The 24745-nt window shown below is 43.6% G+C and carries 24 protein-coding genes; 7 read left to right on the forward strand and 17 right to left on the reverse strand.

The features are described 5' to 3' along the window. Positions 1-124: 124 nt before the first annotated feature. From B3O12_RS10810 to B3O12_RS10830, 5 genes are all read right to left on the reverse strand, one after another. On the reverse strand, positions 125-547 hold the full coding sequence (locus B3O12_RS10810; protein ID WP_286756298.1) for a DUF1761 domain-containing protein: 423 nt from the start codon (positions 545-547) through the stop codon (positions 125-127). A gap of 26 nt (positions 548-573) precedes the next feature. Beyond that, positions 574-1020 (reverse strand): hypothetical protein, encoded by a 447-nt coding sequence (locus tag B3O12_RS10815; protein ID WP_189628526.1) that lies wholly within the window; start codon positions 1018-1020, stop codon positions 574-576. Positions 1021-1067: 47 nt separating this feature from the next. Next, positions 1068-1961 carry a MerR family transcriptional regulator gene (locus tag B3O12_RS10820; protein ID WP_189628527.1) on the reverse strand — a complete coding sequence of 298 codons (894 nt, stop codon included), beginning with the start codon at positions 1959-1961 and terminating at the stop codon, positions 1068-1070. A gap of 73 nt (positions 1962-2034) precedes the next feature. Beyond that, complete coding sequence (locus tag B3O12_RS10825; RefSeq protein WP_286756299.1) at positions 2035-2781, reverse strand: energy transducer TonB; 747 nt, start codon at positions 2779-2781, stop codon at positions 2035-2037. Beyond that, positions 2778-3341, reverse strand: coding sequence for an RNA polymerase sigma factor (locus tag B3O12_RS10830; RefSeq protein WP_286744193.1), 564 nt, complete (start codon positions 3339-3341; stop codon positions 2778-2780). The genes B3O12_RS10825 and B3O12_RS10830 overlap by 4 nt, the downstream gene beginning before the upstream one ends. 229 nt (positions 3342-3570) lie before the next feature. Here B3O12_RS10830 and B3O12_RS10835 point away from each other — a divergent pair, with 229 nt between their 5' ends. Both B3O12_RS10835 and B3O12_RS10840 read left to right on the forward strand, forming a co-directional pair. Next, positions 3571-4668, forward strand: a complete 1098-nt coding sequence (locus B3O12_RS10835) for a vWA domain-containing protein (RefSeq protein ID WP_286756300.1) — start codon at positions 3571-3573, stop codon at positions 4666-4668. A 1-nt stretch (position 4669) separates the two neighbouring features. Next, on the forward strand, positions 4670-6193 hold the full coding sequence (locus B3O12_RS10840) for a magnesium chelatase (protein ID WP_286756301.1): 1524 nt from the start codon (positions 4670-4672) through the stop codon (positions 6191-6193). A 125-nt stretch (positions 6194-6318) separates the two neighbouring features. Here the strand turns inward: B3O12_RS10840 and B3O12_RS10845 are convergent, their stop codons facing one another. Continuing rightward, the gene (locus B3O12_RS10845) at positions 6319-7713 is read right to left on the reverse strand and encodes a TlpA family protein disulfide reductase (RefSeq protein ID WP_286756302.1); all 1395 of its coding nucleotides are present in this window, start codon (positions 7711-7713) and stop codon (positions 6319-6321) included. Positions 7714-7870: 157 nt separating this feature from the next. On the opposite strand from B3O12_RS10845, the gene B3O12_RS10850 reads away from it, so the two are divergent. Both B3O12_RS10850 and B3O12_RS10855 read left to right on the forward strand, forming a co-directional pair. Next, positions 7871-8518 (forward strand): helix-turn-helix domain-containing protein, encoded by a 648-nt coding sequence (locus tag B3O12_RS10850; protein ID WP_286756303.1) that lies wholly within the window; start codon positions 7871-7873, stop codon positions 8516-8518. 3 nt (positions 8519-8521) lie between these two features. Continuing rightward, entirely contained in the window at positions 8522-9073 is a 552-nt protein-coding gene (locus tag B3O12_RS10855; protein WP_286756304.1) for a YSC84-related protein, read from the forward strand. 117 nt (positions 9074-9190) lie between these two features. Here the strand turns inward: B3O12_RS10855 and B3O12_RS10860 are convergent, their stop codons facing one another. Genes B3O12_RS10860 through B3O12_RS10875 form a run of 4 tightly spaced genes read right to left on the reverse strand, consistent with a single transcriptional unit; the run spans position 9191 to position 12017 of the window. Continuing rightward, positions 9191-9514, reverse strand: coding sequence for a heavy metal-binding domain-containing protein (locus B3O12_RS10860; RefSeq protein WP_189628535.1), 324 nt, complete (start codon positions 9512-9514; stop codon positions 9191-9193). Between the two features lie 45 nt (positions 9515-9559). Beyond that, entirely contained in the window at positions 9560-10066 is a 507-nt protein-coding gene (locus B3O12_RS10865) for a cupin domain-containing protein (protein WP_286744181.1), read from the reverse strand. Between the two features lie 50 nt (positions 10067-10116). Further along, positions 10117-11130, reverse strand: a complete 1014-nt coding sequence (locus B3O12_RS10870) for a phosphotransferase enzyme family protein (RefSeq protein WP_286744179.1) — start codon at positions 11128-11130, stop codon at positions 10117-10119. After that, positions 11127-12017: a nucleotidyltransferase family protein gene (locus B3O12_RS10875; RefSeq protein WP_286756305.1), complete on the reverse strand. Its 891-nt coding sequence runs from the start codon at positions 12015-12017 to the stop codon at positions 11127-11129. Before B3O12_RS10875 ends, B3O12_RS10870 begins: the two co-directional genes overlap by 4 nt. Before the next feature lie 205 nt (positions 12018-12222). Between B3O12_RS10875 and B3O12_RS10880 the strand changes: the two genes are divergently transcribed. The 3 genes from B3O12_RS10880 to B3O12_RS10890 all read left to right on the forward strand — a co-directional run bounded on the left by B3O12_RS10880 (position 12223) and on the right by B3O12_RS10890 (position 17088). Next, complete coding sequence (locus B3O12_RS10880) at positions 12223-14286, forward strand: sodium:solute symporter family protein (RefSeq protein ID WP_286744259.1); 2064 nt, start codon at positions 12223-12225, stop codon at positions 14284-14286. Between the two features lie 748 nt (positions 14287-15034). Next, the gene (locus B3O12_RS10885; RefSeq protein ID WP_189628539.1) at positions 15035-16384 is read left to right on the forward strand and encodes a PhoH family protein; all 1350 of its coding nucleotides are present in this window, start codon (positions 15035-15037) and stop codon (positions 16382-16384) included. A 284-nt stretch (positions 16385-16668) separates the two neighbouring features. Beyond that, positions 16669-17088: a hypothetical protein gene (locus tag B3O12_RS10890; RefSeq protein ID WP_286744174.1), complete on the forward strand. Its 420-nt coding sequence runs from the start codon at positions 16669-16671 to the stop codon at positions 17086-17088. Between the two features lie 61 nt (positions 17089-17149). Here B3O12_RS10890 and B3O12_RS10895 read toward each other — a convergent pair whose 3' ends face one another. The 7 genes from B3O12_RS10895 to B3O12_RS10925 all read right to left on the reverse strand — a co-directional run bounded on the left by B3O12_RS10895 (position 17150) and on the right by B3O12_RS10925 (position 24744). Next, positions 17150-18436 carry a serine hydrolase domain-containing protein gene (locus tag B3O12_RS10895; RefSeq protein ID WP_189628541.1) on the reverse strand — a complete coding sequence of 429 codons (1287 nt, stop codon included), beginning with the start codon at positions 18434-18436 and terminating at the stop codon, positions 17150-17152. Positions 18437-18542: 106 nt separating this feature from the next. Further along, positions 18543-19313 (reverse strand): DUF547 domain-containing protein, encoded by a 771-nt coding sequence (locus tag B3O12_RS10900; RefSeq protein ID WP_286756306.1) that lies wholly within the window; start codon positions 19311-19313, stop codon positions 18543-18545. A 124-nt stretch (positions 19314-19437) separates the two neighbouring features. Continuing rightward, a complete protein-coding gene (locus B3O12_RS10905) occupies positions 19438-20142 on the reverse strand; it encodes a diphthine--ammonia ligase (RefSeq protein WP_286756307.1) in 705 nt (234 codons plus the stop codon). A gap of 12 nt (positions 20143-20154) precedes the next feature. Beyond that, entirely contained in the window at positions 20155-20814 is a 660-nt protein-coding gene (locus B3O12_RS10910; RefSeq protein ID WP_286756308.1) for a hypothetical protein, read from the reverse strand. Positions 20815-20823: 9 nt separating this feature from the next. After that, positions 20824-22695, reverse strand: coding sequence for a TonB-dependent receptor plug domain-containing protein (locus tag B3O12_RS10915; protein WP_286756310.1), 1872 nt, complete (start codon positions 22693-22695; stop codon positions 20824-20826). Continuing rightward, a complete protein-coding gene (locus B3O12_RS10920) occupies positions 22682-23692 on the reverse strand; it encodes an ABC transporter ATP-binding protein (protein WP_286756311.1) in 1011 nt (336 codons plus the stop codon). The genes B3O12_RS10915 and B3O12_RS10920 overlap by 14 nt, the downstream gene beginning before the upstream one ends. Continuing rightward, positions 23692-24744, reverse strand: a complete 1053-nt coding sequence (locus B3O12_RS10925; protein WP_229838489.1) for a FecCD family ABC transporter permease — start codon at positions 24742-24744, stop codon at positions 23692-23694. Before B3O12_RS10925 ends, B3O12_RS10920 begins: the two co-directional genes overlap by 1 nt. Between the last annotated feature and the right edge of the window lies 1 nt (position 24745).

Genomic DNA, 24745 nt, shown 5'->3' on the forward strand with positions numbered 1-24745 from the left:
TAACTAGAATAAGCTGCTGAAAGTTTTCCTAGGCACTCAACGAAAGATTGGCAAAAAAAGGTTCAAAAGGGAAATATAAAATAAAGGCCACCTGCAATTCATCCGTTACAGATGGCCAAAGTACTTATTGCCAGGCCGCCAGTATAACACCAACTATGGTATAAGCCACAATATGATAGCCTGAATCGATAAACATAAGGGCAGCCGACTTTTGAGCAAATAAATAGTTCATACAAATAGTGGGCAATAGAAAGAAAACACCCGTCATAGCGCCATACATAGCACCGGTAGAAACGGTCATCGGGTTGTTAGGGTCTGTGCCAAAACCAAAAAAGAATATGGCCATACCCACAGAAATTATGAGGGCCAAAACAAACGAGATTCCAAAGGTTTTGCCCATGTTGGCATTCTTTAGTTCCTCTTCAGAAAGGCCAACGCCTTTTTGCCAGGCCTTACCGAAAATTGGGCCATACCAGATAGCCCCCAAGGCGAAAAATGCAACGGCCGCTACTACAACAGCCAGCCAATTAATAGCAGATAAATCCATAATGATATGATTTAGTTAAAGATGATTCACTTTTTAATTTGAACACCCGAGTAAAAGTCGTCTGACTTACCATCGGTGTCCCAATCCAGGAAGCCTTCAAACAGCCCCTTCCCATCTTTCCACTCAAAATAATAGCTGGTCGTTAAGCCTTGAGAGGTTAAAAAAAGCGAATCACCTTTCAATGCCCACTGACCAGAGGTTTTCTGCAATAAAGTACCATCCAATTCGGTGTAAACCGACTCATAGGTTCCATCTGCCTTGTAAGTTGTGCGTATTGGTTGAATCTGAAGAATCTCTTCCCATTGACCGGCCGGCACAGAAAAAATTGAATCAGGTGTTCCGTCCAGCGCATCGATATCCACTCGCAACGACTCATTGTACCATTCGCCCAATAAGTATTCTTCACGGTTGTTGCTCGAACAGGCTGCTAGAACCAATGCCAGCAACCCTAGAAATTTTGACCTTTGACCCATTTCTAAAAATTTAGGGAATATACGGATTTCAGCCGATTATACCCTATTTAGTCCGTTAGCATTTCAATTAAGTCGTTCGCTTCAAGAATTAGCAGAACATTCTTTGGGTACTCCAACTCTTCCATAAAGTAGGGATTCCCGCTAATGAGAATTTGCTTATCGCCAAACTTCTCGGAGAGTTCATAAATATAAGCCTGAGTATCTAGTTTAGATGCCGGGGCTTTTACAAACGTAAATAGCACATCCGGCTTTGTGATCTGAGCCACCTGCTGCAAATCTTTGAATGGAATATCGGCCCCGAGATAGATACACTGCTTGCCCCTGTTTTTTAGAATGTATGTAAAAAGTAGAATGAGCAAGTCGCTAAATTCCGATTTGGGCAAAAACAGCAAATACTTCTCAGAAGACTTAGAGCGCACAATCAGAGAGTCTATGGCCACTATAATTTTCTGCCTTATGAGCTGGTATATAAAGTGTTCCTGGGCTGTAGAAACTTCTCCAATTCGCCACATCACACCAATTCTTTTGAGAAACGGATATATCACCTTAATGAGCACCTCTTCAAAACTGCGCTGTAAAAGGCTACTACTCATTATTTTTTCGAAACGTTGCTCATCTAACTCCAACATGGCCAAAACCAATTCATTGACGGCCGCATTCAGCATGTTATCTTCTTTGGAGTTTAGCCCCTTCCCGGCTACTTCTTTCAAATGCGCATTAAACTCGGCTCCGGTCATGGCGCAGATTTGCGAAATTCTAAATCCATGTTCGAGCAGGAGAGTTACATTGAGCAGGTACTTGAGCTGGTCTTCATCGTAATAGCGAATATTGGTTTCCGTGCGTTTGGGGGTAAGCAATTGATAGCGCTGCTCCCAAATACGTATGGTATGGGCTTTTATGCCTGAAAATTTTTCTAAATCCTTGATTGAGTACTTGATCATAGGTAGCTCCCAAGTGACAATATAGACAGAAGTCTACCTATTTATCAAGAAAATGGTAGGTTAGAGAAGCCTTCTACTTAATTTCAAACTTAATGTCGATCTGAAAAAAGCCCTCCTGGGGTTTACCGTTGTAGCTGGCCGGCCTCCATTTTTTATAGGATCTAATTACGCGTATGGCCTCAGAATCAAAAGCTTTACCCAGCGACTCCAACACTTTGAAGTTTTCCGTCTGTCCTTCTTCATTCACTTTAAAAAGAAGTTTCACATAACCCTGAATGGAATCTCCCAAGTGCTGAATAGGATACTTCAGCTGGCTATGGATATGGCTCATTAGTGCATCGGTATCTGGCAAAGGGCTAGCCCTAATCAGTATGTTCTTATCCACCAAATGATTGTCGTTCTGTGTAGGGCTTTGTCTGGGTATTTTTTTATTGCTTCGTGTATTAGTTGCAGCAGGCACTGATGATATGGTATCGGCCAAAACAGAAGGCTGAACTCCCGAACTATCGACAACCACTGGTTCTTCGGTAGCTACCGTATCTGCAGGGATCACAAAAGGCGTTTCGGTCATTATCTCCGGTTCGGGGGTTGTTTTTTGAAACAGCTCCGGATAAACCACATAGGTTGAAGTAGCCACTACAGCCACAGAAACCGTACTTACTACAGCCGATTTAACAGCTGCCGTACCTTTGAGTACTGCAGAAGTGATTTTAGCTCCGGCCAAAACCTTGGAGTTCGCCACCACCTTACCAAAGTTCATGGTGCTTTTAATTTCAGCCGGACTCGGCATCTTAGCCTTACTTACAAACTTGTACTTCATCGTGTACCTTGTCTAAATAACTTTTTCATTCGCTTCAACACCCTGTAAGTTCTGGTTTTGGCATTGCCTTCCGTGATATCCAAAATAAAGGCAATCTCCGCAAAGCTCTTTCCTTCAAAAAACCTCATTTCCACAAGTTCAAGATCTTTGGGTTTAAGTTTTTCCAGAATATCGGGCAACAGGGTAAGCCAGAGTTCTTTGTCGTTTTCTTCCAGCTCTATTTCAAAAGCAATATCATGCGTGGTGTAATTCTCCAGGCTCACCATCCTATTTTTCTGCTTAGCCCTAAAGTAGTCGTAACAACAGTTAATGGCTATTCGGGTAATCCAGGCAGAAAACGGATAGCCTTTATATTCGAACTTGTGAATATTGGCCAAGGTCTTGCTAAAAGCCTCCGAGGTAATTTCGCCAGTTAGCTCCACATCCTGAACCCTGGCAAAAACCAACCGAAAAATCTGCTCATAGTACTTCTCATACAAGGGCTTAAAGTAGGCCTTGTCTTCCTTCGACTTCTCTATCAGCTCTATTTCAGTAAGCTCAGAATATTTTGTTTTGGTCAATGTCTCGATCAGGGTAGTAGAGTCTTCGTTTGAGATTTTGCTAGAATAACGCCCGCGCCATTAAAAGAAACAGTCGGTAAATAACTAATTGAGGTTGGTATTGCAGCCCCATGTTAGTAATATATGTTCAAGTTAAACCAAAAATGTAAGAGTGGCGTTGTGTAAGAACTCGAAACCGGAGCAGCACCCCTGTGGCTGCTCAAACAACCAATAGCGAATACTAAAACTCATGAAGGGATATCGGTTCTCAAAATACATTCCTCAAAAAGCTCAGGGAGAATCTGCTTTCGATAATCTGCTGAATATTTTTCTGCAGCTAGTCAGTATTACCGGTGGCGATGTGGCTGAAGCTCTGGCCTGGTTGACCAACCTGGACAAACAGTACAACCTGACGGATGGCCAATATGGAATTGGTGATTTTATTGAAGACCTGAAAGACAAGGGATATATTACCGAAGAAAATCAGGAGGGTAAGTTTAAGGTAACCGGAAAAACCGGACAACAGATTCGAAAATCGGCCTTGGAAGAGATCTTTGGTAAGCTTAAAAAATCGGGCAAGGGGCAACATAAAACTAACTTTTCGGGTACTGGTGATGAACTAGGCACGGACAGAAGGCCCTTTGAGTTTGGCGACTCACTTCAGCAAATTGCCATGACCGATTCCCTGAAAAACGCGCAGATCAACCATGGGTTCGGAGACTTTTTAATGACCGAAAACGATCTGGAGGTAGTAGAAACAGAGTATAAAACGCAGACATCTACCGTACTGATGATCGATATCTCTCACTCCATGATCCTTTATGGAGAAGATCGTATTACGCCCGCTAAAAAAACAGCCATGGCACTGGCCGAACTGATTACCACCAAGTATCCAAAAGATACGCTCGATGTAATAGTATTTGGTAACGATGCCTGGCAAATAGACATTAAAGACCTGCCCTACCTGCAAGTAGGGCCTTACCATACCAATACAATTGCCGGCCTTGAGCTGGCCATGGATATTTTGAGGAGAAGGAAAAACGCCAATAAGCAGATTTTTATGATTACCGATGGCAAGCCTACTTGCATGAAGGTGGGTATTAAGTATTACAAAAATGCTTTTGGCTTAGACCCAAAAATTTTAAACAAAACCCTAAACCTGGCTACGCAATGCCGAAGGTTACACATTCCTGTTACCACCTTTATGATTGCTTCAGACCCATATCTGAAAGAATTTGTACAGGAGTTTACCAAAACTAACAACGGCAACGCCTACTACAGCAGCCTGAAAGGTTTAGGACATTTGATTTTCGAAGACTACAAACGCAACCGTAGAAAAAATTTCTAGCATGAACTACAAAGCATTGACCCCAGATAAATTACTGAAAATAAAGACCCTGGGCGAATTGAAGGCCGCTGGCTACCGCAGCCAGTCGGTGAAAGAAGAGTTAAGAGATAACCTGATTGACAAGCTGAGAAAAAAGGAGCCTACGTTCGAGGGCATTTGGGGCTATGAAGACACCGTAATCCCGGATATTCAACGGGCAATTCTCTCCATGCACAACATGAACCTTCTGGGTCTCAGAGGGCAAGCTAAAACACGCATTGCCCGACAAATGACTGAACTTCTCAATGAATACATTCCCGTAATAAAAGGAGCTGAACTGAACGATGACCCACTAATGCCCATTAGTAAGTTTGGCCGTGAGCAGGTGCTGGCCAACGGAGACAACACCGAGATAGACTGGTTACACAGATCCGAACGATATGCCGAAAAGCTAGCCACTCCTGATGTATCCATTGCCGACTTAATTGGAGATGTCGACCCTATTAAAGCGGCCTCTCTCAAACTCCCTTATTCTGATGAGCGCGTGATTCATTACGGACTGGTGCCGCGTTCGCACCGGTGCATATTTGTGATTAACGAATTGCCCGATCTTCAGGCTAGAATTCAGGTGGCCCTTTTCAATATTCTGCAAGAAGGAGATATACAAATTCGAGGGTTTAAATTACGTCTGCCTCTGGATATTCAGTTTGTGTTTACAGCCAACCCTGAAGATTACACCAACCGAGGCAGCATAGTAACACCCTTAAAAGATAGAATTGATAGTCAGATTATTACACACTACCCAAAATCGAGAGACATAGGCAAGCAAATTACCGTACAAGAGGCGCGCATAAAGGCTCTTCAGAAAGAAATAGTGGTGGTAAACGAGCTGTCGCAAGACCTTATCGAACAGGTGGCCATTGAGGCCAGAAGCAGCGAATACGTAGACGAAAAAAGTGGCGTTTCGGCAAGACTCACTATTTCTGCCTACGAAAACCTAATTAGTGCTGCCGAACGAAGGGCTCTCCTAAACAATGAGCCACAGACTTATGTAAGGGTTTCTGACTTCATAGGCATTATACCGGCCATAACAGGAAAGGTAGAACTTGTTTATGAAGGAGAACAAGAGGGAGCAGGCCTGGTGGCTCATAGCCTGGTGGGTAAAGCCGTTCGCACTTTGTTTACAGATTATTTTCCTAAACCGGACGATAAAAACAAGGAACAAAAAAGTAATCCGTACAAGAGCATTATCGACTGGTTTGGAGAAGGTTACACACTAGACCTTCCCCATGATTTGAACCAACCAGAGTACGCAAAAGCCCTAAAGGCAATACCCGGCCTGCAGGAATTGGTAAAGAAACATCACCCTAAGGCAAACAAGCATGAACAACTTTTTCTAATGGAATTTGTGCTGCATGGTTTGGCCGAGTACAGTAAACTCAGCAAGTCTCCATTGGATACCGGCACACGATTCAAAGACCTGCTCAGCAGCATGTTTTCAATGCCCGATTTTGATGACTTTGACGAGGACGAAAACGATAACTAAGGCATTGGCATAAAACGAGGCTGCCTCAAAAGCTTCAAGACTCGTTATTCTGAACTTGTCTACCAACAGGCAAGCAAGTTGAGGATGACGCTCACATGGCTTTTGAGGTAGCCTCTTTCTTTTATTTACGGAGACATGGCCTTGTCTAATCCCACTCCTCTTAGCTGTTGAATTTCATTGTAGATAATATCTCCTGACGATGGCCGCGAAGCCTGGGAGTTAAAAATCCTTCCCTCTTTGTCTACAAGTATATACCTCGGAATGCCCTTGATTTTGTACAGGTCAGTGATAGACGTATCCCAACCCTCACCGCCAAAGAGGTTAACACCTTTGTCAATCTCATACTTTACTACATCTTTCTCCCACTTTTCCTTAGCTTTTGGGTCATCGATAGAGACATACAGCCAAACCACATCATCGGCATCTTTCAAGCGCTCTTTTAGTTTCTTGGAGCTGGGAAACTCGGCAATGCAAGGCCCACACCAGGTAGCCCAAACATCTATATACACCACTTTCCCTTTAAAATCGCTCAATGAAACCTCTTTGCCCTCTATGGAGGTATATGTAAAATCGGGAGCCGGCTGCCCCTTTCTGAGTGGCTCCCATGAAGCATAGAGAGGAATAATTTCATCAGCCACTTCTCCATTGGGATAATTGGCCAGAAACTCCTCTTTAACCTCCCAGGCCCCATCAATACCCAACGACATCAGCAATTGACTTACATAAGAGCCCAATATGTATTCTTTAAACTTAGGCGGAATTTCTGCATTATCGCGAGTGCGTTCGTAGAGTTTTACCCAGTTGGATTGGTCGCTATACCAAGGCACCTCCTCTGTCCCAAGATCGGCAGCGCTGTGAGTAACATACCCGGAAATAAGATTACCAAAAGTCAATGACACCACTGCGCCATCGTCCATTTTAAAGGCCTGTTCATATCGGTCTTCTATAGGAGCTTTAAATTCCGGATCCTCAGGTTTTTTAATTCTGTAATTATAGTAACTCTCAAAAGAGCCAAGTTGCATAATATATCTGGCCCAGGCATCGGCCATCATTGCTGTTTTAAATTCACCTGTCACCTCAGTACTCTCCGCAATCAGGTTTTCCTTTTTGACCTTCACTTCGTGCATTGCCGATTGAAACTCTTCCCATGGCAGAGAATATATACCATGCTCCAGCTCTTTTTCAGCGACCGCCTTTTTCAACGAATCGTCCAGAAGACTCATCTGATCCATTAGTTTCATAAAAACAGCTCCATCGCCATCATAGCTAAAGTCAAATTCGTCTTCTTGCTTATTCACTTTCAAAACCAGGTCTTTGCCCGGCTCTAAATACAAAACCTTAAAAAACTCACCTCCCAGCACAACCATCTTAGGGCCCTTCAGAGGTATGGAAATGTGCTGTTCATTAGCTCCTTCCTCAAAATGAAACTTAATCTCCGGCTCGGCCATAAAGCTCGATGCCAGCCGCACATAGTATTCTTTTTTAGGGTCTGCTTCTTCTACCTGAATGATAAGTGTCATTTCATTCTTAGGTTTGTGCTGGCAGGCCGAAAAAATCAAAACGATCAGTATAAAAAATAGGTTTAGCTTAAACATAGGGATGTAATTGTGTGAAAACATTCTATAAGTTATTAATAATCAGGCACAAGAAAAACTCAAAAATCAAAATCCAAATGCTTTGAATCCAAAAGAATTGAGCATACTTGCCCGGCAGGGCGAAGGACAAAGTCTGGAGTTTAAAAAAAAGGCCAACCACCCCGATAAGATAGTGAGGGAGTTGGTAGCCTTTGCCAATTCTGCAGGAGGTGTATTGCTTTTGGGGGTAGATGACGATGGCACTCTCAGTGGAACGCGGGATATTGAGGGCGAGGCATTTGTGATTGAGAAGGCTATTAAAGAGCTCATCAGGCCTCAACTTCCGTATGAGGTATCGCTTGTTGCTCTCACCGAAAAAAAGGGAGTGGCCGTATTTAAAATTCCGGAAAGTCGGAAGAAACCTCATTTTGTAAGGGAGCACCCCGGCACACGAAAAGGAGTGGCTTATGTGCGGGTGAAAGATGAGAGCATAAAGGCTAGTCGTGAAATGCGTGAGATTATGCAAAGGAGGCTGCGCAACAAAGACATTCAATTTACCTATGGCGAGCAGGAAAAAGTTCTGCTCAACTATTTGGCCGAGCATGAACACGTTAGCCTGATTGATTTCGTTAGGTTGGTGCGCGTGCCTAAATTTGTAGCCTCCAGAACTCTGGTACGGCTGGTATTGGCCAATGTTATTGACATTGTTCCTACCCCAAAAGGAGATATTTATATGGCTAAAACAACTTAAATCATGAGAAAGATTACTGTTTTAATTCTGGTTGTAGGCTTTTTTTTCTCGGCCCTTAACACCTCTGTGGCGCAGAGGAGAAAAAAGGAAAAATACGATGTGAAAGCGGCTGCAACTACCATAGCTGATTTCAAGAAAGCCGATGCGGGCATTGCGGCCTTCTTCAATAACTCCTATGGCTACGCGGTGTTTCCCTCTATTGGCAAAGGAGCCATAGGGGTTGGAGGTGCAGCCGGTAAGGGAGTTGTCTATCGCAATGGTGAGGTTACCGGAGGGGTAAACATGACCCAAATTTCTATAGGTTTTCAGTTTGGCGGACAAGCCTACAGTGAGGTGATCTTTTTTGAAGATGCTGATGCCTATACTCGATTCATTGAAAACGAGCTGCAATTGGCCGCCCAGGCATCGGCTGTTGCACTAAAATCCGGAATAAGTGCGAATGCCAAATATACGGATGGGGTAGCCGTGTTCACTATGGCTAAAGGAGGTCTGATGTATGAAGCCTCTATTGGTGGACAGAAGTTTAAGTTTATTCCGCTCGATAAAATGAGATAAAATGGAGTCGTCCGACCGCTTTGAGAAGCAGAACGGCTCCATCCCAAAATAAAAGCCACTCTTTTCAGAGTGGCTTTACGGATAGAAAACACTTGTTAAACTAGACTATATCACAAGTTATTTTTCGTAAGTCACAGCCGTGCCGCTGGCGGTTACCATTAGCATGCTTGCGTTATGACCAATGGTCTCATAATCCAAATCAATGCCCACTACCGCATTGGCTCCTAAAGATTGAGCGTTGTATTGAAGCTCCTTAAGAGCCCCATCTTTTGCTTCTCTCAAAACCCGCTCGTAAGTGCCCGAACGCCCTCCTACCAAGTCCGTAATACTGGCAAAAATGTCTTTAAACAAGTTGGCACCTATTATGGCTTCGCCCGTTACTACTCCATGATATTTGGTAATGGTGTGTCCTTCTATAGAAGGGGTTGTAGATAAAATCATCTGTTAGCTATTTTGTTTACTTTCTGGGTTCTCTTTAGCAGAAAACTATGACTGATTATTCGTGAACCGGGCAATTAGGGTTTGATGCTGCGGATAAGCGGACGATAGTTCGGTGCGATCGGCCAATTCAAAATCTTCGAACTCAAAGCCGGGAGAAACAGTACAACCCACCAACACATAGTCTGCCTCTATGACCTCTGCTGCAAACCAGGTGCCACGCGGAATTACCAACTGAAAGCTTTGCGACCTCTCCAGGTCAGGCCCCAACACGTGCTCAGAGGTAGTGCCATCCTTATGAATAAAATGCACCTTTACTGATCCTCCGAAATGATAATGCCAGATTTCATCTGACGCCAACCGATGAAAGTTAGAAACACTTTCTACGGTCAATAAAAAATAAATAGACGTACCAAATACCCTCCCTGTTTTGTACCGGTCCGGAAGCTTAGTTTCATGGAGTTTTTCTTTAGATCGATAGGTTTCTGCAAAAAAACCTCCTTCGGGATGCTTTTCAAGATTGAGTTTTTCAATCCAATACTGCGCGTTTTTCATTTATACATGAGTTGAGAGGCTTGAAAGATGCTAAATGAAACGCAGATTTGCTAGGCCATAGAAGAGGCCATCAGTTCCAAAATGGTCAGTTGGTTTCGGGCTCTACTTAAGTTTTCCTTTTCGTGGCTCACTTTATAGTAAATATCTCCGTTGAGGTAGTCGGTTAAGAAACGAACAGCCATAATATAAGTCATATACAGACCACCAAAAGGAAGTGACTCTATCTCTATGGGTTTTAAAACCCCGCTGCACGCTTCCACAAAGGGGTTGACAATGGCATGAAAACGCTCCTTGCTAAAGGATAGACTTTCCAGGTTCTCCCTGTTTTCCGGCACATTAAAGAGCATAGACCTTAGCATATCTCCCAGGTCGAACAAGGCATATCCGGGGCCAACCGTATCGAGATCAACCACTTTTAAAAATCGGCTGTCGGGTTTAGAAAGCAGACAGTTGCCGGCCTTGGCATCATTATGACAAATCCTGAGGGGCAAGCCCTCATCCACCAGTTTATCGAAGCGGGCCGCAATCCAATTGAATTGTTGCACCTGCCCTACTTCGGCCAATACGCTTTCCAATCGCCCTGCTGCATTAGCTTCTACGGCAGCCTGCAATTGCCTCAAACGAAGGTGGAGGTCATGAAAATGCGGAATACTTTCTGTGTACTTTTCAAGGGGCTGGGAGCCAAACTGTGCGGTAAAGCATCCAAAACCCGTTGAAACCTCTCTCAACTCATTGGGTTGTAATTCATTGGGAGAATAGCTGTTGGGTACAAATTCCTGCAGGCGCCACCAGTGTTCCCCATCGAATTCATGATAGTTGCCTCCGGTTCCCCGCAAATGTTTAGCAAAAAGTTCGGGGGCATGGGCTAGTAGGGCCCTCAGGTTGCCTTCAATCACCTGTGGTGTTTTAAAAACGCTGGTATTTAAACGCTGGAGCAAATATGACTTACCTTCTGCCTGAACCAGAAAAGAGTCGTTAATGTGCCCCAAACCAAAAGGAGCAATCGAATCGACTGCTCCTTGTAAGGCAAAGTATTGTAAGCCCTTTAGGGCATTTTCCATCATTTTATTTCTTTCGGGTATAGTCCATCGGCAATCATCTTGTTGATTCCCGCAACCACGTGTTCCTTATCTTCCTTGTAGGTCACGCCTAACCAAGAGGCCGTAGTTGGCACCACCTTCACTACAGCCTTGCCCTCTTTCATTAAGTTACCAACCTCTACGGGCATAAAGCATTCGGCTTTTGGGTCTTCATTGTTTTGCTGCACAAACTCAATAAACTTTTCTTCGAAGAGGGGCAAAACCGAAGGAGGAAACCCAAAGAAATTCATAGATACATAGGTGTTGGGGCTTAATTCATGCCGCTGGCCACCCTCCTGGTAAGAAATAACTCCATTTTCTTTACCAATTGCCAACGTCTCTTTAATACCAATGAGATGCATATTATCATCGACCTGACACACTCCACGGTTTACGGTGCCATGATCTGAAAGTGTGTTTTCTAATTTATAACCCATTATGAGGTACTCATTGTCCTTGAGGTTTTTCATGGCGGCCACTACCTCAGCAAAAGACTCTTGCCCATAGTAATCATCGGCATTAATTACCACAAAAGGTTCATTGATGAGGTGCCTGGCAGCCAACACCGCATGAGTAGTTCCCCATGGCTTTTTCCGATTGGCCTCATAAGCTGCCGTGTGCTTAGTATATTCATTCTGAAAGGCGTACTCCATTTTTATCTTGCCTTTGAACCTTTCCTTATAGTGGTTTTCAAAAGCTTCTTTCAGATCTGTTCTTATAATAAACACTACTTTGGTAAAGCCTGCCTCAATGGCATCGTGTATGGAGTAATCCATTATGATTTCACCATTTGGGCCAATACCGTCTAGCTGTTTGTTTCCTCCATAACGGCTACCCATACCTGCTGCTAATACCACTAGTGTTAAATCCATAATGTGCTGTTAAAAATTTCTATTATTGTTGGTTCGAAAATGAACAAAAACTTCAGACAAATCAATTTAAGCTTTGATAAAATCTGTCGGGGTTTTAATAAAATGAAGTTAATCTTGTAAGTTGAACACCGCCCAAGAGGAATTGAGGGGGCATACTCAGGTATTCCTTGTTTCTCAAAAGGCCAACCACTTTTTATTTGCAGCTATGAATATTTCCACCATCGACTGGATCATTATTGTTCTTTTCTTTCTTGTCTTTTTGGCCATTGGTTTAAAGGTCTCTCGCAAAGCCGGTTCGTCTTCTAAAGAGTTCTTTTTATCGGGCCGTAATATGCCGTGGTGGTTGCTGGGTGTTTCTATGGTAGCCACAACATTTTCGGCCGATACGCCTAATCTGGTGACAGATATTGTAAGACAAAACGGTGTGGCCGGCAACTGGACCTGGTGGGCCTTCCTTATTACCGGTATGCTCACGGTATTCATTTATGCAAAACTGTGGCGTAAATCTGGGGTTCTCACAGACCTGGAGTTTTACGAAAAACGCTATTCCGGCAAAGAAGCTGCCTTTTTAAGAGGTTTCAGAGCCATCTATCTAGGTGTATTCTTTAATGTAATGATTATGGCCTCAGTGTCTTTGGCGGCCATTAAAATAGGAGAAGTTATGTTTGGGCTGGAGCCCTGGAAAACAGTGGTATATGCCTCGGTAATCACAGTAGCCTACAGTTCTCTTGGCGGGCTTCGTGGGGTAATACTCACAGATTTCCTGCAATTTTTAGTGGCTATGGTGGGCTCGGTGGCGGCAGCCATTTACATTGTTAACCTACCTGAAGTTGGCGGCCTAACTGCCTTGTTGGAAAAACCGGAGGTTGCTTCTAAGCTCAACTTAATTCCAAGTTTTTCGAATCGTGAGCTCTTCATTACCCTCTTAGTAATTCCGCTGGCGGTTCAATGGTGGAGCGTGTGGTATCCCGGAGCTGAACCTGGCGGAGGAGGCTATATTGCTCAAAGAATGCTTTCGTCAAAAAATGAAAAGCATGCCGTTTCGGCTACCTTTCTGTTCAACATAACGCACTATGCCCTTAGGCCATGGCCTTGGATATTGATTGCCTTGGCATCGATTCTCATATATCCAATGTCTCTTGATAATAATAGAATTAGTACTACTCCTATCAGTTCAGAAGCCCGAGCCTTTCTTGAAAAAGAAACTTCACCACAAGATATTGAGACCCTGATCAATAAAATTCATGAGAAGCAGGCTAAAACAGAGAATGTTAAACAAAAAGAGGATTATCAAAGGCTTTTATCTATAGTAGAAAGCAACAAGGAATCACTTGAAATTAAGTCACTAGCTTATGTTCATATAGGGAAAAACTTAAAAAAGAAAAAGGGAGAAGAATGGAGTGATCCGTTAAAAGATGAGCAACTAGTGCATCTACACTTGGCAAATCCAACAGTCGAAATTGGCAAATTAGGGCATGATTTGGGGTATTCAACCATGTTGCTAAAGCTTCCCAAAGGACTTTTGGGTATTGTCATTGCTTCGCTTATTGCGGCCTATATGTCTACTATTTCAACCCACCTCAACTGGGGCTCTTCATATGTAGCTTTCGACTTTTATCAGAGGTTTGTAAAACCGGATGCGACAGAAAAGGAACTGGTAAATGTAGGGCGTATTTCTACTGTGGTGCTTATGGTTCTGGCGGGCCTTTTTGCTTTGGTACTCACCAGTGCCTACGATGCCTTCCAGATTCTCTTATCCATTGGTGCCGGTACCGGTTCTATTTTTATTTTACGCTGGTTTTGGTGGAGAATTAATGCCTATTCAGAAATTGCAGGAATGGTGGTTTCATTTATCCTGGCTCTGTTATTTAAGTTTGGCCCTGAGTCTCTTACCTCTATTCCCAGCGAATACCAGTTGCTGCTTAGCGTAGGCATTACTACTCTTGCCTGGGTGAGTGTAACACTACTTACCAAACCCACCGATTACCAAACCTTGTTACAATTCTTCAATTTGGTAAAACCCTACGGTATTGGCTGGAACGGGCTGAAAAAACAAGCCTTTGATAGAGGTGAGAAACCTGCTGAGGGCACCGGTAAATTTAGCGTAGACCTTTTGGCAATCTTCCTGGGAATTATCATCGTATATGCTGCTCTCTTCTCGGTTGGCATGTTCATTTATGGCGAAACCCTGAATGCCGTAGTGCTATTGATCATTGCTCTGGCAGCTACCCTGTTGTTAAGAAATGCCTGGAAGAAACTGAGCTTCTAGCCTCCACGAGCTCCTTAGCAAGGGAGGGTTAAAAAAAACGATAAGACATGGGCCTCCTGTTTAAGTTTAAGTTTGATTGTAAAAGCTGCGGAAGAACCTCTAAGACAAAACTCAAGGTGAGATCGAAGTTCTTACTTGAGCAGGAATTGGGCGATAGGTTAGAGTTGGTTTGTTCAAAGTGCCGTGAGAAACAACCCGTTCGAATTAAGGCACTAAATGCTGTAATTGACCCTTTCTGGATGATTCTGTTCGTGAGCATATTCCTTCTTTCTGATTACCTTCTCGTGAGTTTCCTCTATGAAAATTATTGGAGACCAGATGTTCTCCTATTCAATAAATCCATCTCTCTATTGTTTTTTGGACTTCTATTACCCATTGTCTTACTGATTTTCATTTTAAAGAGAATCGCAAACTTCAAGGATTACTTAAACCGTCATAACTCAACCATCTCCTTGGTAAAGAAGACCATCAAATAACAGAATCAGAGATAATGAATTGAAGGAGTTTGACTACCACTCTCTAAGGTCTAATAATCAACAGATTGAGTTTGAGATGGAAAACGCTATCAAAGAAATTCAAAACTATATCTCGTCATGAGTCTGGCCTCACGCAGCCAGCAGGCTGCAGGTATACAGGCTGGACGAGGTCAAATTATTTCTATGTTAATAGTGATCGATATGCTTGTTTGCTCCGAATATTTACTAATTTAAAACAACGTTCTATTCATTGTTGATTTCCAAATTGTAGTATGCCGAGAGCGAAGAAGACCGACCGGAAGATATTTGTTTTAGACACCTCCGTTATCCTTTACGAACACATTGCCATCATGAATTTTGAGGAGCACGACATTGGGCTCCCCATTACCGTGCTTGAAGAACTGGATCAGTTTAAAAAGGGAAACGACACCAAAAACTTTGAAGCCCGCGAGTTTACTCGTTTGCTCGACAAGCTGGCTAAAGACAAGTCGCTCCAGGACTGGATTCCTCTAAATGGAAAAACCCGCGGCAGTTTTAAGGTAGTAATGGAGGCCGGAAGCGGTGAAAGTGCCCTCGATGCTAATGTGATTTTTGGAGAAAAAAAGAACGACCACCGAATACTCAATGCAGCTTTGCGGCTCAAGGAGGAACACCCGGACCGTAAGGTTATATTGGTATCTAAAGACATTAACCTGCGCATGAAAGCCAAGTCTATTGGCTTACCGGCCGAGGACTACGAAACCGGAAAAATTAAAAATGTCGATTCACTTCGCAAAGGCAAGATTGAAATTGAGAAGATCGACTCTGAACTCATCAATCATTTGTATGAAGATGGCACTTTAGCACCCAAAGAGGTTCTTAAATCTAAGAAGCCGCAGCCCAATCAGTATTTTATACTCAAGAGCGATAAAAACTCGGTATTGGCCTATTATAACTCAATGGAACAAACCATTGAGAAAGTAGATAAACGACCTGTATCCGGAATAAAGCCCAAAAATGCTGAGCAAACCTTTGCCATTCATGCCATTATGAACCCCGAAGTAAAACTCGTTACTATTCAGGGAGTGGCGGGTACCGGTAAAACGTTGCTTACCCTTGCCGGAGCCCTGGAACAGCGCAGAGAGTACAAACAAATATATCTGGCCAGACCCATAGTACCTTTGAGCAACAAAGATATAGGGTACCTGCCCGGAGACATTAAGTCTAAGCTGAACCCCTATATGGAGCCTCTTTGGGACAATCTAAAGTTTATTCAAAACCAGTATAAGGAAACGGACAAAGAGTTTAAGGCCATTACCGAAATGGTGAATAAGGAAAAGCTCTTGATTACCCCATTGGCTTATATTCGAGGTAGAAGCCTCTCGAATATCTTCTTTATAGTAGATGAGGCTCAAAATCTTACACCGCACGAAATCAAGACTATTATTACCCGGGCCGGTGAAAACACCAAAATTGTGTTTACCGGAGACGTTCATCAAATAGATACGCCCTATCTCGATTCTCAATCCAATGGGCTTTCATATCTGATTGACAGGGTACAAGACCACCCTTTATACGCTCATATTACACTTGAAAAAGGTGAGAGATCGGAGCTGGCCAACTTAGCGAATGAGTTACTCTAGGTTTATGAGGCTCTAAACAATCGGCTAAAAGGGTAGTTGGAATCTGAATAGTGCTGATTGCTCCTCTAAGCCGACCGTGTCCTTTTCAACACAAAAAACCTAATGCCGTCACCTACAATTAGCCGGCCCACCCGGACAGTTGTGTACTATTTTCAACCAAAGGGTGTACGATAATCGTACACAATTTTTCGTTCACAATCGTACAATCATTTATTAATTGTTGATTTTCAGTGACTTGCAAGTATTGGCACAGCGCTTGACTAAATAGTGGCATAGGTCAAAAAATGAAAAACAACATTAACAGTACGGTCATGAATAGCTCAAAGGTCAATACTCAAAATAACTCAAGAAGAACAATCAAGAACATCAGCTCACTAATTGCAATGGCTTTAGCCATGGTCACTCTGTTTCAGGCAAGTGCTGATAAGCCCGGTAAAGCAGACCTTAGAATGTCTGCACTGGAAAGCAGCACCTTGCTAGAAATTGAGGCTTCTTTCAATGAGGCAGAAGAGATGAGTCTGGAAGAAATTGTGTTGGAAGAACTTGCCTTAGAATCTACTGAAGGGGTGAAGGTTTTCGATAGCAATGGTGAACTTCTTGCCTCTGGCAATCCTACAACAGATTCTTCTTTGAGAGGCTTGGTAAACAAAGCTGACTACCTAGCCAGTTTTGGCAGCAAAAAATACTACCGCCTGGCGGAATAAAAAACACAGTTTTAGTTAGGGTTAATTTTGGTTGAAGCCAGTCTGCAAAGACTGGCTTTTCCTATTCTGATACCTCGAACAAATCGTGAGAGGGCCAGCTTTTCACTAGCTTTATTCCTTCCCGAATGGCCCATCGGCTGGTACCCGGAAAACTCCCTCTTCGTGGAGTAGTATTGGCCACAATTACCCATGAGTATCCTTTTTCATCGCGGGTAAGCAGGGCCGAGGTTCCGGAAAGTGTTCCGGTTCTCCACCAGTGCTCTCCTCTAGTACTTCTCCAGCCAAGTGGCTGGTTTATGCCCCCTACTCCATTGACCATCTTGTTAATCAGATCTTTGCTAAGAATGTCTTTGTATCTTCTTGAATAACCGTCTACCAACACCAGCACCCTCATTAAGTCTACCGAGTTGGCCAACCAGCCACCTGCAGGTCCAAGCATCTCAATATCATCGGCACCATAGGGCTTATACACCATTTTACCGGAGCCGGTAAATGACAGTTGTTGGTTGTCTACACTGTAGTCGTAATACTTTACCTCGTTTTTCTTACGGTCTTTCTCAAAGTTGCCTGCAATGGCCATGTTTTTAATACCGTTGGGCTCTAAAATATGGTCAATTACCCATTCTTCATAGTCATCGCCTGTTACTTCCTCTATAACCCTGCCCAAAAGACAATAACCAAAATTGGAATAGTCGAAGCGTGTGCCAGGCCTGTAAGGCAAATGTCTTGTGAGTACAAACCTTACCACATCATCGAACTCTATGGGGTAGCTCACCTTATCCATCTTGTGGATTTTATGGGGAATAAACATAGGGTCTCCGTAGGTGATGAGGCTCCAGCCCCCGGTATGATTGAGCAGGTGCTTTACTTTAATTTGATATACGTTCCGGTTCTGTATCTTATCGTAAGGTTTCCCCTTTAGAATTCCTTTTTCGCCAAACACATAGTCATCTAAGGAGAGTTTGCCTTCATCTACCAATTTGAGCACTGCAATGGCTGTAATAAGTTTGGAAACAGAACCTATTCTAAACCGGTGATAGGGCTCAACTTTTACTTTATTTTCTTTATCGGCATATCCAAAACCTTTGGCATATACCAGTCGTTCGTCTTTAACCAGTGCTACCGTGGCTCCTTCAATACGCAGGTTTCGCATAACCCGGTTTACCATAGAGTCCATTGGAGCGAGAGCAGGAAGGCTGGAGTGCTTATTAGTGAGAGGCACCCGGGCAGGTGCTTCAGTGATTGATTCAGGCTTATAAGGGGTATTGGGCTTTCTTTTTATTGCGGTGAACAGGAAAACCGCAACTAGTAAAAAGAGTGCTGAAATCAGCCATTTTTTGTTATGCATAGTTCGTTTCGACCTTTTCGAAAGCTACAATTATAAGAAATAAAAGCATGAAAAAAGACCGCAGGTCTTACGGTCTTTCTTAAACAATATATCACTCTACTTTCAACTATTTAATTTCATTTAGCGTCCAGTTATAATCCATATGATTTACATCGGCATCGGCATTTATTTTGGTCTTGGCGTATCGGTTTAAAAACTCTATCAGGCTTTGTCCTTTGGTAAAATCTCCTTTAAACCAGTTGAAAATTTGTGAGATAGTAACTTTGTCTTTAGCGATTTTGTTTCGCACCGAATCGTTGATGAACTGGCGAGCTTGTTCATCGAGTTGCCGGTCTATTTTTTCGGCCACAAAAGCTTCGTTTCTTAAGGGAGGGCAGGAAAAGGAAGCACAGTTCACTGCAAAGTGTATTCTTGGCTCTTCAAAGTCTTTTCTCAATATTTTGTGTTCTATTCTGTCCAGGCTAAAGTCTTCACCCCCAATTTGAAACCACTTTTTTGTCCACACTGTGTTTACGGTAGGTATGGCTAAGGTTGGGTTCAAATCTTTGATGCTTTCAATGGGGTAGTTGTCTACAATTAACTTCACCGTGAAGGCATTATAGGCGTTGATCCAATAGGCCAGTTTTTCTTTGTCGGTCCAGCTGGCAGATGGAGGATTGTTGCTTAGTTCCCGGGTATAGGCGTTGAGTTTATCTTTGTCTTTCAACATGCCCTTATAGTTTACAAAACCTTCTTTATTCACGTGTTTTTGAAGTAAGTCGGTCCACAGGGAGTGATTGGGCTTTTGTTCGTTGGCGCTGGCAAAACTATTCTGCTTACCGGTGCAGGCCATTAACAGTGTTATCACCAATAGAAGGAGTATATTCTTGTTTCTCATAACTCTCATTTGAAAGGATAACTGATATACGCAGTAAGTGGTTGCGACAGACTTAAATGCGACCAATAAAGTGTCGGCTTATTGACCTCTAAGCTACAATGAAAAACGGTTGCCTGACTGCATACTACAAGACAGGAACCAGCTCTTGAAAGTAATATGTAGCTTTTTCGCCTGTTTGTCGGTTTATGTCGTACGTTTTGGCCACTACCTCCTTCTTCTCGAAGGCAATGGGTTCTTTAAAAAGTGGGCCTTCAAATACAAAGGTGTGAAACTCTCCATTTTCTCCGCAAGGGTCTACGTTGGCGGGCAAATCATTCAGAAAGGATTCATTGAGCTCTCTGCCAACAAAAGAAGCATCAAGTTTGCGCCCGTCTACAGCTACCACGATTGTGAGAAAACCCAGACTCAGAAACTCACGGACTAGTGTAGGGGTATGATGTTGCCATAGAGGGAAATGAGCCTTCATGCCCTCCTCTTGCAATTTGTTTTCTCGATAGGTCTTTAAATCTTCTAAAAAAATGTCTCCAAAAACAGAAGTACTTATTCCCTCGGCTTTAAAAGCCTTGAGTTGCTGTTGCATGAGGGAATCATATTCATGCATAGTGGCTTGTGCCGATAATTCTACCATGCGAAGGGGTAGTCCTATGGCTTGGGCCTGAGTTTTCAATAGTTCATCTCTTACTCCATGCATAGAAATACGCCTGGTTTGAGCATTGACTGTAGTGAGTAAAGCACTTATGTTTAGTTGAGGGTCTTGCAAGGCACGGTAGAGAGCCAGGGCACTGTCTTTTCCTCCACTCCAATTAAAAAAGGCTTTTATCTGCTCCATGTCTCGGGTTGTTCAACTTATCTCTAAAAAGGCGTATCCATTATGGTATTCAACACCCCCTATGGTCAGCTCCATTTTACTGTTGTGCAAGGGGCCATTCACTACAAAGGTGTGATATTCTCCATTTTCCCCGCAGGCATCGATACCCAACTGCCCAAATTTATTCAGCAGCTTATGGTCTATGGTTTTACCCAGAATAGCATCGGCCCATTGTTCCTGGCACGAGACTATAAGGCATTGCATATTCAGTTCGAGCATTTGCAATACTAAATCTCTTCTGCCCTTTTTCCACAATGGTAAATAGGCCTGAAGCCCGGCCGCTTTAGAAACTTTTTCTTCCCAGCTTCTATGCTCCTCTATATCTATATCGCCATATACGGCATGGGTAAGATCATATTCGGATTTCACGGCTTGAAGCCCGGCCACAAACCTGCTCTCATAGTTTGTCCATTCTGTCTTAATAAAAGTTATAGGTAGCCCTATGTTCATGGCCTGCATTTGCAATAGCTCTCTGGGAATACCATGAGACCGCGAGCGTTTTCCTGATTCGTTGAGTACATTGAGCAATACTTTGGGGCAACCCCCTGAGGTGAGCGCTTTGCAGTAGGCAAGGTAGCTGTCCTTTCCTCCACTCCATGAGCAGAGGAAAGGCCAGCTAGGGTTGGACGACAATCGGCTCACTTAAAACCGAGCGGTTACTCCCAACGAAAAATTAACCGGACGGGTAGTGAACCCGTAGGTCCCCACAAAATCTTCGTCCAGAAGGTTGTATACTGCTCCCGATAGGAGAACATCTCCACCAAACAATTCATGAGAAATGTTGAGGTCCAACATATTGAATGCCTCTAGTTCTACTAAAAAAGGATCGGAGAAAATAGCCGCCTGACGTTCGCCAAAACGATTGTAAACTACACCAACTCTGGTTCCTTGCTGAAAACGGTAGGTAGCACTGAGTCCGTACTTCTGACTGGGTATTCTGTAAAACTGCGAGGGGTCTCCAAAATTGTAGTCGGCATAGTGAGCTGAAACTTGTAATGGCTCAATTACTTGCCAGGTAATATCTGCTTCAAAACCATCAATTTTACGCTCTCCCGTCACATTTTCATAACCACCGCCAATGTAGTTGCCCTGATTGTCGAAGCGAGAAACAAAATCGATAGCGTTCTCTTCCGTTCTGTTGAAGTACTCCGCATTGAGTGTGAATTTATCTGACAAATAGAGAGAGATACCAAACTCTAACGATTCGGTAGATTCGGCTTCAAGATTTGGGTTTCCATAAAAGTTGGCAAACAATTGAAACAGGCTGGGAGCAACAAAAGCTGTTGAGTAAGAACCAAAGAGCTTTAACTTGTTTTCCTGATCCAGATTGAAGGTATAAACAGGATTAATCATGTACACAAGGTTGCTTCCATATTCGCTGTTATTGTTTAAGCGAAGACCGGCATTGAGAGTAAGCCGTTCAGTGAGGTCGGCTGAAGCGTTAACGTAAGGGTCTATATTTGACTGGCCGGGCTGTTCATCACCATTCTCGAATTCGTAAGACTGATACTGCACTCCGGCAATGGTTTTTATTTTACCTGCAATTACATACTGGTTGCTTAAGTCCATTTGTAGGTTTTTTCCTTTTGCTACTGAAGGAAAGGCCGAAATAAACTCTCTTCTGATTCGGTTGAAGTTTGCTTTGAGACTTATGGTACCGCCATCGTACTTGTATTCCGGATGAACCCCAAAACTCACCTGTCTAATATCGAAACGATTGTCTCCATCAGAAAACGCTCCGTTGTCATACTCCGCTTCCATGTTTTCATAGGCCAGATTGGCCCCTAGCTTAAAGGATTCATTGAACTCATAGCCTAATCTGGTGCGGCCAGAATACCTGAAAAATCCGTCATTCCCAAACTCCAGATTGGGGTCATTATCCTCCGCAGCACTTATACCTTCGCTGGTTGAAATTCCCCCTGCGGCCAAATAACTAAGGTTCCCCTCTTTGCCCTGAACCGTAAGGTTGGAGTTTGCTGTACGGAAAGAACCTACATCGTGAGAAAGCGTAGCTTTTGGTGAGTCACCATTGGCCTCTTTTAGTTTAATATTAATCACACCCGCAGCAGCATTGGTACCATAAAGCGTACTGGCTCCTCCCTTGAGTACTTCTATGTATTCAATGGCGCTGGCATTGAGTAATCTGAGATCGTAGTCATTGGCAATTGAAGAGGCATCATTAATGGGCAACCCATCGATGAGCACTAGTGTATGGCGATTGCGGCCTCCTCTTATGCTATATTCCAGGTTGCTACCGGGAGTTCCAAAAACACCATTCACGTTGATCCCCGGAAGTGCATTAATGAGATCGGCTACGGTGCGGCCGGCCATGTGCTCAATATCTTTGGCAGTAATCTTATAAATTACTTTTCCGGATTTTTCGATTGGTGTCTCAAAACGATTGCCGGTTACCACAACCTCACCGAGGTCCTTGGCCTTGTTTTCCTGAGCAACCATGGTGTGGCCGGAAACTGCCAGTAGAGCGCCCAATCCGAGAATTTTAGTCCATTTCATTTCCATATAGATTATCTAGTTGTTTAAGTAGTTCTTCAATAGTTTTAAATGATTTTGCATCAAGAGTCCATGTCCATGTCTCTTTGTGCTTGTTTACTCTAATCACTATTTGGGCTTCGCCTTCGGCAATCTGATGACCTGCTCTTTGTAAGGCTCTCTTTGTCCAGGTAACACCGGGTTGAGTACCTTCTACCTTTATTTCCAGACCCGGTAAGACCAAAGGCTTTTCAAAACGTGCCAATTCATGATTAAAAACCAACCCTTCGCGGGCAAAGGCCTTTTCCAGCTTCCCTTTCAACACCAGGTCTTCGGGAGTACCTTCTTCTACCGAGTGGCTATGAACAAGCCATAGTCTGTCTGCATAACTAATAGCCGATTCGATGTCGTGTGTAGAAAGAAGAATTGCTTTATTGGCCTCTCTGGCCAGCGATTTGAGTAAATGAAAAATTTCTATTCGGTTAGGAGAGTCCAAATGAGCGGTGGGTTCGTCCAGAATAATCAGGTCGGTTTGCTGAGCCAATGCTCTGGCTATCATCACTTTTTGTCTTTCACCATCACTCAATTCGCCAATGTGCCTATCAGCAAAAGGTAGTGTTCCGGTCACCTCTAAAGCCCATCGAATTATTTTTTTGTCGCCTTCGGTAAGGTTGCCCATCCAACTGGTATATGGAAAGCGCCCAAGGGCAACCAGTGCATAGGAAGTGAGGTTACCAGGGCTAACCCTATCGGTAAGTACCAGCGCCAGTTGCCTGGCCAACTGTTTGGCCGACACCTCTAAAAGCCTTGCTCCGTTGAGCCAGGTTTCTCCTTCCAGCGGTTTTTGAATGTTGGCAATGGTTCTTATGAGCGTAGATTTGCCACTACCATTGGGACCCAAAAGGCAGGTAAGCTCTCCTCGGCCGAGCGTTAGATTCAGGTTTTCCAGAACCTTGCTTGTTTTTGCCTTGGAAGTATAGCCTACGCACAACTGCCGAGTACTTAGTATCTGCTCTTTCATTAAAAACTCGACTTTAGGTTTCTTCTTTTCACAATGATCCAGATGACTATTGGAGAACCAATCATAGCGGTGATTGCATTGACCGGTAGCACCGTAGAACTACCCGGCACCTGAGAAATAATGTCGCAAAGCAGCATAAGAATAGCACCAACCAATACACAACATGGCACCAGAACACGGTGGTCCGATGTGTTTAAGAAGCTTCTGGTTAAATGGGGAACCGCTATTCCTACAAAACCAATTGGTCCGCAAAAACCGGTTATAGCTCCTGCTAAAACACTGGTTACCGCAATAATGAGCATTCTGGAGATGCGCACATTAAGCCCCATACTTTGTGCATAGTCTTCTCCCAAAAGCAGCACATTGAGTGTTTTGGAAAGAAGAAAAGTGGCCACAATACCCAAAGCCACAATAAGGCTCAGAACACCAAGCTGGTGGTTAGTAACTCCTCCAAGACTACCGAAAGTCCAGAGTATATATTCCTGTATTTGTTCCGGATCGGAGAAGTACTGCCATATGCTTACTACCGCTATGGTAATGTTGGCCACCATGATACCGACAATGAGCATAACAACATTGTCACGAATTCTATAGGAGATGGCCAAAATGATGAGTAATACCAGAAAAGCACCTATGGATGCCGCCAGAACAACCAGCCAGCTTCCTCCGATACCGAGGGAACGAATGGCAAAAGCGGTAGTAGCACTGCCGGCCGCCAACATTATAGCCGCTACTCCCAGGCTGGCTCCTGCTGTTATTCCTAATACCGATGGTCCTGCCAGCGGATTTCTAAAGAGTGTCTGCATTTGAAGCCCACCAACCGAAAGCGCTGCTCCCACCAGCACTGCGGTGATTGTTCGTGGTAACCTGATTTTGAGGATAATATTTTGCCAGGCTTCATTGTCTACCTCAAACCCCAAAAGAATTCTCGCTACTTCAGTTACAGGTATAGACACTGAACCCAGAGCAAGATTGAGCAAAAAAAGACTTATCACTGCTGCCAGAAGCAGTAAGAAAGCCTTAAGGCTAACAAGGGGTTTGGAATACATCATA

The sequence above is a fragment of the Roseivirga sp. UBA838 genome (assembly GCF_002296035.1).
GTDB classification, from domain to species: Bacteria; Bacteroidota; Bacteroidia; order Cytophagales; family Cyclobacteriaceae; genus Roseivirga; species Roseivirga thermotolerans.